A 16,176-nucleotide genomic window follows, 5' to 3' on the forward strand; every position below is an offset into this window, starting at 1 on the left:
TATAATTTAAATTTAAAATTTGTTGGAACGCCGTATGAGGTGAAAGTCTCACGTACGGTGTGGAGTGGGGGAAAAGATGGAGATAAAATCAAAGTCTTACCTATCACTATTAATAGCAGGAGAAGTTTCTAAAGATATAGCAAAGAGAAGATTAATACCTGCTCATTTAGTTCAAGCACACGAAGATAGAATGATTCATTTGCACGATATGGACTATATAATACAACCTATATTCAATTGTTGTTTAATAAACCTTCAAGATATGTTAGATAATGGAACTGTTATAAATGAGAAAAAAGTTAATTCTCCAAGTTGTTTTGCTACAGCTTGTACTATTACAACTCAGATAATGGCTCAAGTAGCAAGTAATCAGTATGGTGGGCAGAGTATAACTATAGCTCATTTAGCTCCATATTTAAGAAAAACTTATTATAAATATCTAAATCTATTTAAAGACCAAGATAATAAAGAGGAAATAGCAGAAAGATTAACTCGTAAAGAATTAAGAGATGGTGTTCAAACAATAAGATACCAATTATCTACTTTACAAACAAGTAATGGTCAGTCGCCTTTTGCTACAATATATCTTGAAGTTAGAGAAGGCGATGAATACGAAAAAGAAATGGCTTTGATTTGTGAAGAAATGATAAGACAGAGATTAGATGGTATGCAGAATTATAAAGGACAACCTATAGGGGAAGCCTTTCCTAAGTTAATTTATCTGTTAGATGAAAATAACTACAAAGAAGGAACTAAATATTGGTATTTAACTAAACTTAGTGCAGAATGTAGTGCTAAGAGATTAGTTCCTGATTATCAAAGTGCAAAGATAATGCGACAGAACTATGGAGATACTTTTGCACCCATAAAACTTGTGGCATAGAGTAGTGATATTCTATGAAAACCTATCTAAACGAGGGAAATCTCAAATAGAGAAAATCTCGTGCTAAATTTACAATATTGAAAATAATTTAAAATGAGGTGATATTATAGAAGAATGGAGAAAAGTTAAAGGTTGGGAGAATTTATATGAGGTTAGTAATACGGGCAAAATTAGAAGTGTTAGAACGGGTAAATTAAGAGCCTTAGATACTAATAATTGTGGTTATAAAAGAGTTATTTTTTATGATAAAAATAATAAAGAAAGAGTATTTATTCATAGACTTGTAGCAGAAACGTTTATTCCTAATCCACAAAATAAACCCCAAGTTAATCATATAGATGGCAATAAATTAAATAATTCAGTTGAGAACTTGGAATGGTGTACTCAAATGGAAAATGAGATACACGCAATAAAAAATGGTTTAAAAGGTCATTGGAATGGATATTTTGTAGTAGTATTCAATGATGGAAAAGTCGAAATTTGGGATAATAAAACTGCTTTTGCTAGAAGAATGAATACAAATATAACTCAAGTTAGAAATTGGTTAGATAAAGAAATGAATACCTATAATAAAAAGGGTATATTAAATATTCAATATTGTAATAAATGCGTAACGACTAGTGAAAAGAATCCTTGCAATTAGGATTTAATGAGTAACGTAGAGCCATAAGCTAATGATGGTTTGGCATTGTGCAAAATAAGTCCAATTAAATCGAAATGGTAGGAATCTTAATATATAATAATTAAGATTATGAAATAGTCTAATATCCTATGGTGACATAGGGAAGTTCATAAGAGAACTGCTAAGTGTTGCGAACTTAGTGAATGTTTGGGGATGTAGAAGCCATTTAAGTCCTTATGAAGATAAAGACGGTCATTTAAAATGGTATGGTAGATTTAATCAAGGTGTAGTTTCAATAAATTTACCACAAATAGGTATAATAGCTAATGGAGATTTTGATAAGTTTTGGAAAATTTTTGATGCAAGACTAGAATTATGTAAAGAAGCATTACTTCTTAGACATCATTTATTAGAAGGAACTAAAGCAGATACTTCACCTATACATTGGCAGTACGGTGCTATAGCTAGATTAGATAAAGACGATGTTATAGACCCTCTTTTACATAATGGGTATTCTACATTATCTTTAGGATATATAGGCATACACGAATTAGTACAAGCTATGATGGGCGTATCTCATACAACTCCTGAAGGTGAAAAATTTGCATTAGAAGTTATGAATTATATGCACGATAAATGCGAAGAATGGAAAAAAGAAACAGATGGCTTAGGATTTAGTTTATACGGAACTCCTGCCGAAAATACTGTATATCGTTTCTGTTCTTACGATAAAGAAAAATATGGTGTAATACCTAATGTAACTGATAAATTATATTATACAAATTCATATCATATCAATGTTTGTGAAGAAATAGATGCTTTTAGTAAATTAGAATTTGAATCTCAGTTCCATTCTATTAGCTCAGGAGGTTGCATCAGTTATGTGGAGGTGGCTGATATGAGCAGAAACTTAGAAGCTATGGAACAACTTATAACATTTATATATAACCATATACAATATGCAGAAATTAACAGTAGACCTGATGTTTGTTATAAATGTGATTTTACTGGTGAAATAAAACTAGATGAAAACTTAGAATGGTATTGTCCTTCTTGTGGAAATAGAGATGAGAAGAATATGCAGGTTATGAGAAGAACTTGTGGATTGACTTATTAGTCCACGTTAAACTGATTAAATTGCTGGAAACTCCTTAGAGCCTTAATTACCAAGTTGTTATAGGAATATAACAATGGCGAATAGTAACGGATTCGGTATGGTGAAAACATTAAGGATTGGAAAATCAAAAGCAACCAAGCAACTAGAACAGTTGAAGGCTCAACGACTATAATATCGGGTAATATATACAATTATAAGATGGGGTGTATTTATATAGAAATAATAAGAAAAATTAATGGGTTTGAGGGATATTATATTTCAAATTTAGGCAAAGTTTATTGTACATTAGGAAAAGGAAATAGAAGAAATGGGAATAGAGTTCCTATGTATGAAATAAAACCTAGACCTAATAAAAACGGATATTTAAGAGTTTATATGAGAGAGGATAAAACAAATAAAAGAAAGGATAGATATGTTCACAGATTAGTTGCAGAACATTTTATCCCTAAAGAGAATAACCAACGTAATGTTGTTAATCATATAGATTGTAATGTTCAAAATAATAATGTTGAAAATCTTGAATGGGTTACTCAAAAGGAAAATGTATATTATTCTATGGAATTAGGAAGATTAGATAAAAGTGTAATCGACGGAAAATTTATAAGTGGAATTATTAAACAATAATAAAATAAATTTAATTGTATATATTATATGGGATAGTCTACTCCGTACCATTAAATTGGTAGTTAAAGTATAGCGAAAGCTACGGTATAAAGGATATAGGAACTGATTTTTGGAATAAGGGTAGAACTCAAGAGATAGGAGATAGAGTTTTACATTTATAAAATAAATTAAACTTTAAAGGGGTTATACAAATAACCCCTTTAATTATAAGGAGAAAATTATGAGTGAACGTGAATTAAGAAAACGGATAAAAGGTCTTAGTGATACAATAGCTAAATTTAAAATAGTTCTTTATAAAATAGAAAATGATATTAATGTAGAAAAAGAAATATATTCTGCTATGGATATATCTAACTATATAATAGATAAATGTAATAAAGAAAATATATTTATAAATAATTTAAAATTAAATAAACTTTTATATTTTGTTCAAAAGGAACATTTAAAAAAATACAATAGGATTCTATTTATAGAAGATTTACTACCTTATAGATACGGTGCTTCTGTAGAGAATGTCTATAGAGTTTTCAAATATTATGGTAGAGATAATATTGATGAACCAATAGATAAACTAATAGATATAGAAGAAGAATCTAAAGAAATAATAGATTCAATTATATTAAAGTATAGAAATTGTAAGTCAATGGAAATGGTTATACTTAGCAGGAAAGAAGAATCTTATAAAAAAGCAATAAAAGAAAAGAGCGATATAATTAAAATAGAATGGATAAAAGAAAACTATGAATAAAGAACTAGAAATACTTCAAGAAAAAATAAATAAATATCTGATAGAAATAACAAGTTTTGCTTGGTCTATTGAGAATTATTATTATGCAGAACGGTGTATTATCCTAAGAAGAAGATTGAATAAGTTGATAGACAACAAAAAAAGAGAAGATATAGATACTAAACATATAAAGAAAATGAGTAACTATATTGATTTTATCTACAATATAGAAAAAGACGCTTATGAAAAATATGATGTATTATATGAATATTTTAATATATGTATAGAATTGCTACTTGAATTATTGTATTAAGGAGATGATTATATGAATTATGAAACAATAAGAAAATATGATGTTTCTAATGGAGAAGGTGTTAGAACAACTATATTTTGTACAGGATGTGAACATTATTGCAAAGGTTGTTTTAATGAAGATTTATGGAGTTTTGATAGTGGTAAATTATTTACATTAGATACTATGAACACTTTAATGAATTATTTAGATAATGAAAATATAGTTGGAATGAATATATTAGGTGGTGAACCTATGCACCCTAAGAACATAGATGTTATAGAAGGAATAATTAAAGGTGCTAAAAGAATGTATCCTAATAAAACTATATGGCTTTGGAGTGGATACAAATTAGAAGAATTAGTTGAAAGAAAAGATACTAAGAATATATTAGAATTAATTGATGTATTAGTTGATGGAAAATTTGAATTAGAAAATAGAGATATAAATCTTAAATATAGAGGTTCTAGTAATCAAAGAGTTATAGATATGAATGAAACTAGAAAACAGAAAAAAATAGTCTTAATGGAGGAATATAATAATGAAATGTACAGAACTAAGTAACAATATAATGAAGGAATTGAAAAAAGAAAAAATACTTAAAAAAATATGTATAGTTCAAGTAGGAGATAGAGAGGATTCCAATAGATATATAAAAAATAAAATAAGAAAATGTAATGAATTAGGAATAGAGGTTGAATTAAAAAAATTCAAAGAAGATGAAATAGATAATTTAAAACTTAGAGAGATAATAGGTATGGCAAATTTAATGAGATTACCTTTATTTGTACAATTACCATTACCTGAACACTTAGATGAAACTTTAGTACATAATATAGATTATTCTATGGATATAGATGGATTTGGATATGAAACTTTAGGCAGAATAGTCGCAGGACATTCAAATAAATACCCTTGTACCCCTAAAGGAATATTAACTATATTAGAATCTATAACGGATTTAGAAGGAAAAGATGTATTAATAATAAATAGAAGTTTCCATATAGGAAAAACACTTGCACTTATGCTAACTGATAAAGATTGCACAGTTACAGTTGCTCATAGTAAAACTAAAAACTTACAAGATAAAATAGATAATGCAGATATAATAATTACTGCAATAGGTAAAGCTAATTATTTTAATGCAGATAATTTTAAAAAAGGACAAATAGTAATAGATGTGTCAATTAACTTCGATGACGATGGCAAAATATGTGGTGATATAAGCAAAAATGAGTACGAAAAATTAAATAAAAAAGGAGTTTTATTTACTGAAGTACCTAACGGTGTAGGACTTATGACTACTACTAGTTTAATGGAACAAATAAAAAATTTATAAGAAATTTATAAAAATATGTTGATACCCAATTTAAAATATGCTATAATATAATTAAAGAAGGGATAAGAAACTACTTCTTTAATAAGTTCTATAAAATAATTAACTAAATTGAAGTTGTACCTAATAAGTATGATTTCTATTACTAGAGGGTAACTATTCTCCTCTTCTCGGTTACCCTCTAAATTTAAAATTAAATATAAGGATTGAAGATATGTGGCAAATAATTTTCGTCATCTCCTTTTTAATTATTGTATCTTCAACCTTTATATATGATTTTAAATTAGATTAAAATTGCATATATGAATTGGAATTTCTTTTACCAACCTTTCATTATTAATCAAACTTAGTCATTCATTATAAATTCCAATTCATATATATTTTTTTAATCAGTTGATACCTGATTTTAAAAATTAAATAGTGTTTACACATTGGGTGACCTTTCATCCAAAGGTTGAGGAATTAATAGTCCGTATTAATTCACTCGATAAGCCTATGTAGTAGATTTGAGGTTTTAGAAATATATAAAATTACATAGGTCTAAAGGAGAAAGAACTAAAGGAGGTAATAAAAATGGCAGAAACAAATGTCTTAGTAAGAAAATTAAAACTATGTGTAATTGATGAAGATGAAAATGTAAGAAAAGAAAAATATAAGTTTATAAGGGATGCTCAGTATCGGCAATATCAGTTGCTTAATAGATATATGAGTTATCTAACAAGTGAATTTTATCAATCAGAAATGGATTTAAAATCTGAAAGATATAAAGAGGCATATAAACTTAGTACTAAAGATTTTATCTTTGAACATAATATAGAATATGGTAAAGGTGTTGATACTAAATCATTAGTTAGAAGAAAGGTTCAAGATGATTTCTCTATTGCAATTAAAAATGGATTTATGAAGGGTGAGAGAAGTATTAATAACTATAAAAGAGATTTCCCTTTAATGACTAATGGCAGAGCATTAAAGTTTGAATATGACGAAGAAAATAATATAACTATAAAGTGGGTAAACAAAATAAGGTTTAAAGTTATATTATCTGCCAACAAGAAAAACGTTAATACAGAACTTGCTCATACACTTCATAAAATAATCAATGGAGAATACAAACTTGGACAATCTTCTTTATATTTTGATAAAAGTAATAATTTAATGCTTAATTTATCAATACATTTTCCTAAAAAAGAAAAAGCACCTTATATAGAAGGCAGAACATTAGGTATAGACTTAGGAATGAAAATTCCGGCTTATGCTAGTGTATCAGATAAGTCTTATATAAGAAGTAAATTCGGTGATGTACTAGAATTAACTAAAGCTAAAGAACAGTTTAAAGCTAGAAGAACTAGACTTCAACAACAATTAAGAAATGTTAAAGGTGGAAAAGGTAAAAAGAAAAAATTAAAAGCATTTGAATCTTTATCTGATAAAGAAAGAAGATTTACACAGAATTATAACCATCAGATTAGTAGAAGAATAGTTGATTTTGCTAAAGAAAATCAATGTGAATATATTAATATGGAATATCTTGAAGGTAGTTCATTTACAGATAAGAAAATGCTTGGCACTTGGACTTATTATGAATTACAACAATATATTAAGTATAAAGCAGAAATGGAAGGTATCAAAGTTAGATTTGTTAATCCTGCTTATACTTCTCAAACTTGTAGTAAATGTGGTTATGTTGATTCAGAAAACAGATTAGAACAAGAAAAATTTGTTTGTAAGAAATGTGGTAATAGTTTAAATGCAGATTATAATGCAAGTATTAATATAGCTAATTCTACTGATTTTATAATTGGTAAAAAGAAAAATAATAAAAAGAAAAAGGTAGCATAATCTACCTTTGAACTTATTAAATATACAGGCAACCTTGTGTCTGAAGGCTGAGGGATAATATCCACTCGGCAAGACTTTGTTAAATTAAAAAATAAGAATTAGGTTTATCAAATTATATTTAATAAATATATATTTATTATACTATAGCCTAACCTTATATTTGGCATAATTGTTTAAATTTTAAAATTTAAAAATATTTTACAAAGTACCTTTTATTGTACTAAAAAAGTTTGGGGTTTGAGAACCCTATAATTTGACATAGTTCTCAAGGATAATATCAAAAAATGTTATTATAGATTTTGTTTGAGAATCCTATAATTTAAACTTATATTTAATAAAAAGAGGAGAGTGAATAAAATTATGAATCTGTCAGAAAGAATAGAAAAACGCAAAAATAGAATGTTTAATAAGGAAAGAGTAGTGATATTAATTTTATTATTTACTACTATTTTCTTTGCAACAACTAGTTATATACATAAAGATAGGTTAGATATATTAAAAAGTAAAGTTATAACTTATGACTATGAAAATGGTAGTAAAGGTATAAAAGATATAGCTAAAAACATATAAGAGGTGATTCAAATGATTGTAACAGATAAAGAAATAATTAAAAAATATAGAAGTAAAAAAATAAATAATAAAGATGGATTTTGCATAGGAGATAAAGTTATATATCAAAACTCTTCTGATGAAGAATATTTCTATGTAGTAAGTGTAAATAATGGAAATATTTTTATAACTACTAAAGATAGAACTAAAATTATGATAGAAAAATTTCCAGACAGAAATTTAAAAATATTAAAAAAATGTGAAAAATATCCTTATAATATTATAAATAAATTTTGTCCGAGTTTAAGTGAATCAGAAACTATTGAATTAATAAACTTATTAGAAGGTAATAAAAATAGAGGTATGAATTTCTTTGAAGCTATGCGGGAACTTGAAAAAGGTAATAAAGTAAGAAATACAACTTGGAGAGAGGGTTATTATATATTTGTAGATAAAGATAATTTATTAACTGATAGTAATGGTCTTGCTTATGAAATACACATAGAAAGCTACGATGATTTAAAATACTTCTTATGGTGGAATAAAGGTTCTTGGGAGGTATTTGAATAATGGGTTTAGTCTTAGTGTTAATACCAATAGTTTTAATGATAATAGGAATAGTGTTAGCTAATCATATTATAGAAACTAAAATTATAATGAATAATTTAGCAGATGATATAGTAGCATTAGAAGTTGAATTAAAAGAACTAGAAAGAAAATTTGATTTTGAAATAAAGTATAGAAAGGATTTGTTTGACGATGGAAGATATAATAGGTAAATGGATGTTTATTTGGAATGAAACAGAAAAAATAGAAAAATCAAATGAATTTATAACAACTAAATTAATTAAAATATTAGGTTTAAGAGGGTATCTTGTAGAAAATGAATATGCTATTACTAGAAAAATAAATCCATTCAAACAGATTATAGTAACAACAGAATATACAAGTGATACAGAACTTAATGAAATTATAATTATAGATAAGAAAATCAAACTAATATTTAATCATAATACTTATAAATGTTATTTAGAGTATAAAGAAGAAAAAATTGAGATTAAATACAAAAATGTTATGGATATAGTAATGTTTGTAAACTTTGCAGAATTATTATATAGTACAGATTCAGAACATAAGGAGAAGATTAATGGCAAGAATAAATAAAGATGAATTAATTTTAGCTATAATAAAAACTAATAATTCTAATGAATCTATATTTGACAAAGTTATTAAACAATTTAAAATAAGAGGATTTAAAGTGGAAGTAATTATAATTGTAGCAATACCTAATGAAAAAGTTATAATTTTTAAAATAGATGATAAATATATTATTCAATTTTATACTATAAGCAAAGTTTTTGAATATATAGATAAAGAAAACTTTTATGATAGATACTATATTCCATATAAAAAATCATCAGATGTCTTCGATTATTTTCTTTTAAATTTTTATGGAGGTAAAAATGAATACAAATAAAATAATAGCAGAAAATTGTGATATGAATCTTAGATTGTTTGATAATCTTGCTGATTCTTGTGTATTTTGTAAAATAAGAAAAATATGTAGGAACTATTATGGTTGTAATATATATGGAGGAAAATTAGAAGAAGAAATGATTAATAAATGGAAAGAAAAAGATAAAAATATGGCTTTTAATCTTATTGCAACATATCCAATAAGATTACCACTAGAAAAAGTTAATATACAAAATTTACAAAAAGGGGATTTATCTTTATTCTCTGAAAGTGAAATAATTAAATGTTTAAAAGAATTAGATAATAAATGTGAAAAACTTCAAGAAGAAATAGATTATGATTATGAATTAAGTCTTGGTTGGGATATATAGGAGGTGTACTTATGCCTAAAATATATAAAGGGATTAAAACAATAGCATTACATCCTTCTTGTAAAGTAGAAGAATTATTGGAACAATATGACATGACCTTCTTAGATTTGGTTAGAAAAGAAAATATACAAATGTTTAAAATGAGAAGATTTATGAAAGGATTAATTGGTGTAGATAGTGAAATAGCTTATTTATTATCAAGAAAATTAAATACATCAATTAATCTTTGGTTTAATCTTCAAAGAAAATATAAAAAAGATTTAATTAAAGCTAAAGAGGAAAATAAAAATGGCAAAAAGTAAAATAAGAATTTTCCTAGAAATAAAGAATAAAGAAAACAAAACTGAATTAGAAGAGTTGTATCTTACATTGAGAAATTATAATTTTATAGCTTGTGAATTAGTAGTAATGCTTCAGAAACTTGAAATAAGTTTTTATGATTTTGTTGAAGAAAGAAAAAACAATTATTCAAAAAACATAAACTCAAAAACAAAAGAAATAATGACTAAATATAAAAAAGAAATTGAAAAAATAAGAGAAACAACTGAATGGTGCATAGATGATATAACATTTGAACAAATATTTCTTTTAGAATATGAACAAGCTATGGATAATATTATAAAAGATTCGTATCATAATGGGTTTCAATAAATTTTATATTAGGAGGTATTTATGTATAATAAAACAACTGATGAATGGTTTAAAGATTATAAAATAGAAAAAGAAATAAGAGATAAAGAAAATAAAAATAAACTAGAAAAATTATATTTAGAAATGGATAGATATAATGGAGAAATTACAGAAATTAATGTTGATTTTTCTAAAAAACATATAACTGAAAAAACTAAAAATGAATTAAGAATAAAAAATACAAAAGAATGTTTACATTTTTTAAAAACAGAAATCAACAAAGAAGCTATGGAATTATTTCAAAAAATTTCTAGTATAGAAGATAGAATAATATTGAATAGAGAAGTAAGTAATTTTGAATATATGCTTTATAAAGAATTTGGAATTTTTAAAAATAATATATTCTATGATTTTATTATACTTTTATCTTATTCAAAATAGGAGGTAATTATGATATTAGGTATAACTGGAGATACACACGGAGAATTAAATTTTACAAAAGTATATAAAGCAAGAAAGTTGGGTTGTACCCATTTAATAGTTTGTGGAGATTTTGGTTATGTTTGGACTGGTTCAGATAGAGAACAAAGACAATTAAATTACCTTGATAAAATAGGTGTTGAAATATTATTCGTAGCAGGAAATCACGAAAATTATAATTTACTAGAAACTTATCCTATAGAGGATAGATACAATGGTAAAGTTAGAAAAATAAGAGATAATATATATCAATTAATGAATGGTGAAATATATACTATCAATAATAAAACATTCTTTGTTATGGGTGGTGCAAATTCAACAGATAAAGAGTATAGAATAGAAAATAAAACTTGGTGGAAACAAGAAGTTCCTTCTGACGATACTATTAGAAAAGGTATGATAGCTTTAAATGAATGTAACAATAAAGTAGATTATATACTTACTCATACTTGTTATCCTGAAGCATTAAGCTGGGTAGGTGGTGAATATCGAGCAGATGATTACTCTAAGAAGTTAGAATATTTTAAAGAATTTGTAGATTTTGACTATTGGTATTTCGGTCATATGCACATAGATTATAATATCTTATGCTTAAATACTAGATGTTTATACAATGATATTGTGGAGGTGAAATATTGCAAAAGAAACTTGTAGCTTATGTGATAGCAATACTTGTAATAGCTTTCACAGTAATAGGTTGTATTGATACTTATGCAGAAGGTAAAACATTGAAAGATTTTATTAAATTAAAAACTAATATAAATGTAGTAGATGTTTTTAATAGGTCTGATATAGATGTGTTAATAGATAAAAAAAATAAACAAGAGTATATAATAGTTTATTCTGAAAATGGTGTGGCTATTACACCAAGATTGGAGAAAAATAATGGAAAGAAAAATTAATATAATAATTTTAGATAATGTATTAGATTCTGAATTTAAAAAAATACCTAGAAGTCTAGCAGGAGAAGAAGTAGGAGAATATTTCTATGTTAGATATGTAAGAGATTGCATTGATTGGGATAGAATTAATTTTATCGTATTTCCAAAATACATTAAAAATGTTTCCATTTCTTTTGTAAAAGGTTTCACTAAACAAATATTTAAGAAAATATATAAAGATGAATTTAATGAATACTTCACAATAATGGGAGGAGGAAGTATAGATTTTGCTCATAGATTTGTAAGGTCTATATACTTCTAATTAAATAAGGAGGTAATTATGAAACTGTTTGATGCGTGTAAATCTCTTAAAAATGGTAAAAAACTAAGAAAAAGAGATTGGAAAGAAGATTCATACATATATATGAAATGTGGTTGTTTATATAATAATGAGGGAGAAGAAGAAACAATATATATAGATAGTTTTGATGATATTGAATTAGACGAATGGGAATTATATGTTCCTGATGAAGAATTGGTTTTAAAAGGTAAATTATATGATATAAGAAAATATTGTAATTACTCAAAGAAAGAATTTAATCATAACTGTGGAGTTTGTGATTTATTATTACGATGTCCTTTAAAAAAGGAAATAGACTTTACTGAGCCTAAAGATATAGAAAAAATAAATTCAAGTTATGAAGTAATAAAAGGAGAGAATTTCTAATAGAATATGAAGATTAAAGAACCTAAACAAAGTAATAATAAAATAAAAGATAAAAAAGGAAACAAATCAATTGGCAATATAAAATCTTAAAGGTATAAAATATCAATGAGGTATTTTCGAAAGCCTTAGAAACGATTCTATAAGGTCGATTTTTCAAAAAGGAAGTGAATTAATTTGAGATTAGAAGATTTATTAATAAAATACGAAGATGAAATAATGTATCAATGTTTTGGCACAGTAATAAGTGATGAATTATATTTAAAATACACTCAGATATACTCTTACGAATGGAAAGAATGTATAAAAGAAGTAGTTGAAACATACAATATATTTATAAAAGCTAAGCAAAAAGTTAAACCTATAATGCTAACTACAATGTTTTTAAGCTATTGGTGTGGCATATTAACAGAAGAGGATATGGAAGCATTAAATATAGATAAACTTAAAGGAACATTTAAAAAAATACTTACAGAAATGGAGGTGAAATAATATGGATTCTGTAAAAAATACTTCTGAAATAAGTATATTATCAATATTAACTAATTTTGGTTGTCATTTTAGTTGTCCGTATTGTGTTTATAAAAGTAATAATATTAACATACCTAAAACAACAGTAGATTCATTTGGTTGGGAAGAATTGGAAAATGAATTAAAAAACTATAAAGAAAATTTAATAAGTATATCAGGTGGTGGCGACCCTCTGTATAATTATGAAAACAATAAAGAATTTTATGATAAGTTATTTGATTTATTAGATAAATATAATATAGGACTTGAATTACATACTTCAATAGTTGATTACACATTCCCTTATAAAAAATGTGAAAGAGTTGTATTTCATTGTATAACACCTACACAAATAGAAGGAATAGTATATTTAAGATATTTACTTGGACTTGAAAATATTATAAGAGTAGTGTTTGTAGTTCAAGAACACTTTAATGAATATATAGTAAAAGAAATAGTTAGGTTAGTTAAAAAATATCATATAAATGAATTATCATTCAGACAAATGATAGGTGCAGATGGTAAACCAACATATACATTATATGATTATTTAAAAAATGGTCATAAAGGTGATTGGTATTATATAGAGCAAAGTGATTATAATAAATATTTTGTTCATAATCATATAGAAGAAGAATATTTGAAAATAAAATAAATATTAGAGGTGATTTATTTGTTATATATAAATAAAAATACATTATATTGTAAAGAAGATTTTTTTAGACTAAAAGAATATCAAACAATAGATATTTTAGATTTCAGATTAATAATATTTAAAATATATAATTCTGATAAATATTTAATGATTATACTTGTTAACAATATAGAATCTAATATGAATAATTTCAGGAAGTTATATATAAATGAAGGAATCGAATATTATAAAGAATTTTTAGATAAAGAATATTGTAATGAGTTTAAAAAGGAAATAGCAATATTTAACCCTTTAATTTTATATTATCTTAAAATAAATAAAGATAAATATTATCAAATTTTAAATTATCAAAGTGAGTTGATTCAAAAATTAGGCGAAAATGAAGTTTTAAGAAATAAAAAAATCAAATTTAAATACTTAGAAACAAATGTAAAATATTATGATAGATTCTTAGATAAAAACTTTTGTGATATATTAGGTAAAATAACATACGGAATTAATCACTATACTAATGATGGATATATCAATTGGTTACTTACAAATTATAACCATATTTATGGACTAAATAAAAGAAAATTAAATTATGGAACACACGAAGTTAAAAAACTAAACAAATTACGTATGTTTAAAGATTGATATTGTAAATAAAATCACGATTTTATTGGAGGTAAGTATGTGTCCTATTTGTAAATCAGAAGAATTTGAAGAAAATGCAAAATTAGAAAATAGAAAATATGTAAATGAACTAAACAATAAAGATGTTTTAATAATAACTGTTTTTAAAGTTAAATGTAAAAAATGTGGTACAGAATATGAAGTAAGATTTAATAAAGAATATATTGATAAGAAAATCCTATAAATATTTGGAGGTAAATTATGAATTTAGATTATATTATAGAAACTTTATCAGATGAAAAATATGGTTATGACTATCTTATAACTATATTAGATTATGAAATACCTTTATCCAAAACTTTAATATGTATAACACTTCCTCAATCTAAATTTGGTAAATGTATTGTAGATACAATGTTACAAGTAGGTGATTATAAATATAGATTTATAGAATTAGATATTCTTAACAATGGTTTTTTATACATAGATAATGCTAAATACGTTAAAGTTAATGAAGAATTGAAGGAAAAAAGCAAACTCTATATTATTAAATTATCCTAATTGTATAAAAAATTCCGTATTGACAGAATCAGAAATAAATATTTTCTTGGAGGAAAACTATGAATAAATTAATAAAAGATATGTTAGATTTTTTAAACTCGAATAAATATGAATTTAAACAAATGGATAAAGAAGAAATAAATTCTAATGAAATTGGTGAATACGATGAATCCGGTGAACTAGTAAATAAATATAAGCTACTTTTCTATAAGGAAATATATAATGAGTATTTAGATGAATCAATAGAAGTATACCGGATAAGTAAAAACAATAAAGAGATTATAGATTATATAGCGAGAATATTAGTAAAAAATAAATTTGGTGATAAACATTATAGAGATTTTCATAATGTAAAAAGAAAAGATATTAAAACTACAGTTTGGGAGTTTGGTGGTGATAAATTTTATGAAGAATAACACTAAAGTATTTATAAAAGAATTTGCAGAGCAAATAAGAGAAGAAAATCATATTAAAGATTATGATAGTTTGGTTAGTTTTATTTATTCTATTGGTGGAAGAATAGAAAAAGCAGATTGTCTTTGGGATTTTGGTGCTATTGAAAAAAATTCTGAACATAATTTTATATTATATAAAGATGTGTTTGATAGAGATAAAAAAGGTTTATATAAATTTTTTGCAGAATGTTTGGGTAATTTATTTTTACATTTAAGTTTCTTATACTTTGAATTAGACTTATCAACTTGGAAAGATATTTCTATAGGAGAAGTATTTTATACTTATGAATGGAATAAAGAACAAAATGAACAAGCCATATATTTTGCTCATAATCTATTATTACCTGAATATGAATATAGAAAAATTGTAAAAGAAAATACAGATGAAAAAGGTATGGTAAATATGAAAAATGTTGCAGAATATTTTAATGTATCAACACCTTTAGCTATAAATAGAGGAATGAGATTAAGAATATTAAAATCAGATTTAGATTATTAGAGGTGAAATTATGAAGAATAATCATAAAAAACAGACTTTTGAAGATAAATTTGATAGAAAGTATAGATGTAACTCTTATAGATTTATTGGAAAAATGAAAAAAGAAAATAATAAAAAATTTAGAAGAATATCTAAAAAAGAAATAGAGGAAGAAATAGAAAACTATGACTAAAGAACTAATAAATTTGTATATTATCATCTTATTCTTTGACATATTAGATAAAAAGCAAAAAATTTTTTTAGATTATTTAGTTGCACTTTTAATTATAATATTTTGGATTATAATAAATAATTTAATTTAGGAGTTGAAATGGATAAACTAATTCTATA

At 24.7% G+C, this 16,176-nt stretch carries 29 protein-coding genes and 2 pseudogenes; all 31 read left to right on the forward strand.

From position 1 onward, the window contains the following. Positions 1-109: 109 nt before the first annotated feature. A pseudogene (nrdD, locus tag ACK2WN_RS01910) lies at positions 110-868 on the forward strand (anaerobic ribonucleoside-triphosphate reductase); the annotation flags it as partial. 121 nt (positions 869-989) lie between these two features. Continuing rightward, positions 990-1,271: pseudogene (locus ACK2WN_RS01915) on the forward strand (NUMOD4 domain-containing protein); the annotation flags it as partial. Next, positions 1,272-1,526, forward strand: a complete 255-nt coding sequence (locus tag ACK2WN_RS01920; protein WP_416154645.1) for a hypothetical protein — start codon at positions 1,272-1,274, stop codon at positions 1,524-1,526. A 178-nt stretch (positions 1,527-1,704) separates the two neighbouring features. Beyond that, the gene (gene nrdD / locus ACK2WN_RS01925) at positions 1,705-2,622 is read left to right on the forward strand and encodes an anaerobic ribonucleoside-triphosphate reductase (RefSeq protein ID WP_416154646.1); all 918 of its coding nucleotides are present in this window, start codon (positions 1,705-1,707) and stop codon (positions 2,620-2,622) included. Between the two features lie 198 nt (positions 2,623-2,820). Then, entirely contained in the window at positions 2,821-3,246 is a 426-nt protein-coding gene (locus ACK2WN_RS01930) for an HNH endonuclease (RefSeq protein ID WP_416154647.1), read from the forward strand. A gap of 220 nt (positions 3,247-3,466) precedes the next feature. Continuing rightward, the gene (locus tag ACK2WN_RS01935) at positions 3,467-3,994 is read left to right on the forward strand and encodes a Panacea domain-containing protein (protein ID WP_416154648.1); all 528 of its coding nucleotides are present in this window, start codon (positions 3,467-3,469) and stop codon (positions 3,992-3,994) included. Then, positions 3,987-4,286, forward strand: coding sequence for a hypothetical protein (locus ACK2WN_RS01940; RefSeq protein WP_416154649.1), 300 nt, complete (start codon positions 3,987-3,989; stop codon positions 4,284-4,286). Before ACK2WN_RS01935 ends, ACK2WN_RS01940 begins: the two co-directional genes overlap by 8 nt. Before the next feature lie 12 nt (positions 4,287-4,298). Next, on the forward strand, positions 4,299-4,829 hold the full coding sequence (gene nrdG / locus ACK2WN_RS01945) for an anaerobic ribonucleoside-triphosphate reductase activating protein (protein ID WP_416154650.1): 531 nt from the start codon (positions 4,299-4,301) through the stop codon (positions 4,827-4,829). Then, entirely contained in the window at positions 4,807-5,604 is a 798-nt protein-coding gene (locus ACK2WN_RS01950) for a bifunctional 5,10-methylenetetrahydrofolate dehydrogenase/5,10-methenyltetrahydrofolate cyclohydrolase (protein WP_416154651.1), read from the forward strand. The genes nrdG and ACK2WN_RS01950 overlap by 23 nt, the downstream gene beginning before the upstream one ends. Positions 5,605-6,174: 570 nt before the next feature. Then, on the forward strand, positions 6,175-7,440 hold the full coding sequence (locus tag ACK2WN_RS01955; RefSeq protein ID WP_416154652.1) for an RNA-guided endonuclease TnpB family protein: 1,266 nt from the start codon (positions 6,175-6,177) through the stop codon (positions 7,438-7,440). A 360-nt stretch (positions 7,441-7,800) separates the two neighbouring features. After that, positions 7,801-8,010, forward strand: a complete 210-nt coding sequence (locus tag ACK2WN_RS01960) for a hypothetical protein (RefSeq protein WP_416154653.1) — start codon at positions 7,801-7,803, stop codon at positions 8,008-8,010. A gap of 12 nt (positions 8,011-8,022) precedes the next feature. Further along, positions 8,023-8,559, forward strand: coding sequence for a hypothetical protein (locus tag ACK2WN_RS01965; protein ID WP_416154654.1), 537 nt, complete (start codon positions 8,023-8,025; stop codon positions 8,557-8,559). Continuing rightward, complete coding sequence (locus ACK2WN_RS01970) at positions 8,559-8,768, forward strand: hypothetical protein (RefSeq protein ID WP_416154655.1); 210 nt, start codon at positions 8,559-8,561, stop codon at positions 8,766-8,768. Before ACK2WN_RS01965 ends, ACK2WN_RS01970 begins: the two co-directional genes overlap by 1 nt. Then, the gene (locus ACK2WN_RS01975) at positions 8,749-9,153 is read left to right on the forward strand and encodes a hypothetical protein (RefSeq protein WP_416154656.1); all 405 of its coding nucleotides are present in this window, start codon (positions 8,749-8,751) and stop codon (positions 9,151-9,153) included. Before ACK2WN_RS01970 ends, ACK2WN_RS01975 begins: the two co-directional genes overlap by 20 nt. Beyond that, positions 9,137-9,466, forward strand: coding sequence for a hypothetical protein (locus ACK2WN_RS01980; protein WP_416154657.1), 330 nt, complete (start codon positions 9,137-9,139; stop codon positions 9,464-9,466). Before ACK2WN_RS01975 ends, ACK2WN_RS01980 begins: the two co-directional genes overlap by 17 nt. Continuing rightward, positions 9,453-9,836 carry a hypothetical protein gene (locus ACK2WN_RS01985; RefSeq protein ID WP_416154658.1) on the forward strand — a complete coding sequence of 128 codons (384 nt, stop codon included), beginning with the start codon at positions 9,453-9,455 and terminating at the stop codon, positions 9,834-9,836. Before ACK2WN_RS01980 ends, ACK2WN_RS01985 begins: the two co-directional genes overlap by 14 nt. An 11-nt stretch (positions 9,837-9,847) precedes the next feature. Then, positions 9,848-10,138, forward strand: coding sequence for a hypothetical protein (locus tag ACK2WN_RS01990; protein WP_416154659.1), 291 nt, complete (start codon positions 9,848-9,850; stop codon positions 10,136-10,138). Further along, positions 10,125-10,487 carry a hypothetical protein gene (locus ACK2WN_RS01995; protein WP_416154660.1) on the forward strand — a complete coding sequence of 121 codons (363 nt, stop codon included), beginning with the start codon at positions 10,125-10,127 and terminating at the stop codon, positions 10,485-10,487. Before ACK2WN_RS01990 ends, ACK2WN_RS01995 begins: the two co-directional genes overlap by 14 nt. Before the next feature lie 21 nt (positions 10,488-10,508). Further along, positions 10,509-10,907 (forward strand): hypothetical protein, encoded by a 399-nt coding sequence (locus ACK2WN_RS02000; protein WP_416154661.1) that lies wholly within the window; start codon positions 10,509-10,511, stop codon positions 10,905-10,907. A 9-nt stretch (positions 10,908-10,916) separates the two neighbouring features. After that, complete coding sequence (locus ACK2WN_RS02005) at positions 10,917-11,600, forward strand: metallophosphoesterase family protein (protein WP_416154662.1); 684 nt, start codon at positions 10,917-10,919, stop codon at positions 11,598-11,600. Further along, a complete protein-coding gene (locus tag ACK2WN_RS02010) occupies positions 11,582-11,848 on the forward strand; it encodes a hypothetical protein (protein ID WP_416154663.1) in 267 nt (88 codons plus the stop codon). The genes ACK2WN_RS02005 and ACK2WN_RS02010 overlap by 19 nt, the downstream gene beginning before the upstream one ends. Continuing rightward, positions 11,832-12,149, forward strand: coding sequence for a hypothetical protein (locus ACK2WN_RS02015; protein ID WP_416154664.1), 318 nt, complete (start codon positions 11,832-11,834; stop codon positions 12,147-12,149). The genes ACK2WN_RS02010 and ACK2WN_RS02015 overlap by 17 nt, the downstream gene beginning before the upstream one ends. 18 nt (positions 12,150-12,167) lie before the next feature. After that, positions 12,168-12,554, forward strand: coding sequence for a hypothetical protein (locus ACK2WN_RS02020; RefSeq protein WP_416154665.1), 387 nt, complete (start codon positions 12,168-12,170; stop codon positions 12,552-12,554). 174 nt (positions 12,555-12,728) lie between these two features. Then, entirely contained in the window at positions 12,729-13,043 is a 315-nt protein-coding gene (locus tag ACK2WN_RS02025) for a hypothetical protein (protein WP_416154666.1), read from the forward strand. A 1-nt stretch (position 13,044) separates the two neighbouring features. Then, entirely contained in the window at positions 13,045-13,716 is a 672-nt protein-coding gene (locus ACK2WN_RS02030) for a radical SAM protein (RefSeq protein WP_416154667.1), read from the forward strand. A gap of 18 nt (positions 13,717-13,734) precedes the next feature. Further along, a complete protein-coding gene (locus tag ACK2WN_RS02035; protein ID WP_416154668.1) occupies positions 13,735-14,352 on the forward strand; it encodes a hypothetical protein in 618 nt (205 codons plus the stop codon). Positions 14,353-14,389: 37 nt separating this feature from the next. Then, positions 14,390-14,575 carry a hypothetical protein gene (locus ACK2WN_RS02040; RefSeq protein WP_416154669.1) on the forward strand — a complete coding sequence of 62 codons (186 nt, stop codon included), beginning with the start codon at positions 14,390-14,392 and terminating at the stop codon, positions 14,573-14,575. Positions 14,576-14,592: 17 nt separating this feature from the next. Next, entirely contained in the window at positions 14,593-14,892 is a 300-nt protein-coding gene (locus ACK2WN_RS02045) for a type II toxin-antitoxin system RnlB family antitoxin (RefSeq protein WP_416154670.1), read from the forward strand. Between the two features lie 59 nt (positions 14,893-14,951). Next, entirely contained in the window at positions 14,952-15,308 is a 357-nt protein-coding gene (locus ACK2WN_RS02050; RefSeq protein WP_416154671.1) for a hypothetical protein, read from the forward strand. Beyond that, positions 15,298-15,846, forward strand: coding sequence for an ImmA/IrrE family metallo-endopeptidase (locus ACK2WN_RS02055; protein WP_416154672.1), 549 nt, complete (start codon positions 15,298-15,300; stop codon positions 15,844-15,846). The genes ACK2WN_RS02050 and ACK2WN_RS02055 overlap by 11 nt, the downstream gene beginning before the upstream one ends. A 10-nt stretch (positions 15,847-15,856) precedes the next feature. Further along, positions 15,857-16,018 (forward strand): hypothetical protein, encoded by a 162-nt coding sequence (locus ACK2WN_RS02060; protein WP_416154673.1) that lies wholly within the window; start codon positions 15,857-15,859, stop codon positions 16,016-16,018. Positions 16,019-16,176: the final 158 nt, after the last annotated feature.

This window comes from Peptacetobacter sp. AB800 (genome assembly GCF_047807365.1).
In the GTDB taxonomy this organism is placed as follows: domain Bacteria; phylum Bacillota; class Clostridia; order Peptostreptococcales; family Peptostreptococcaceae; genus Peptacetobacter.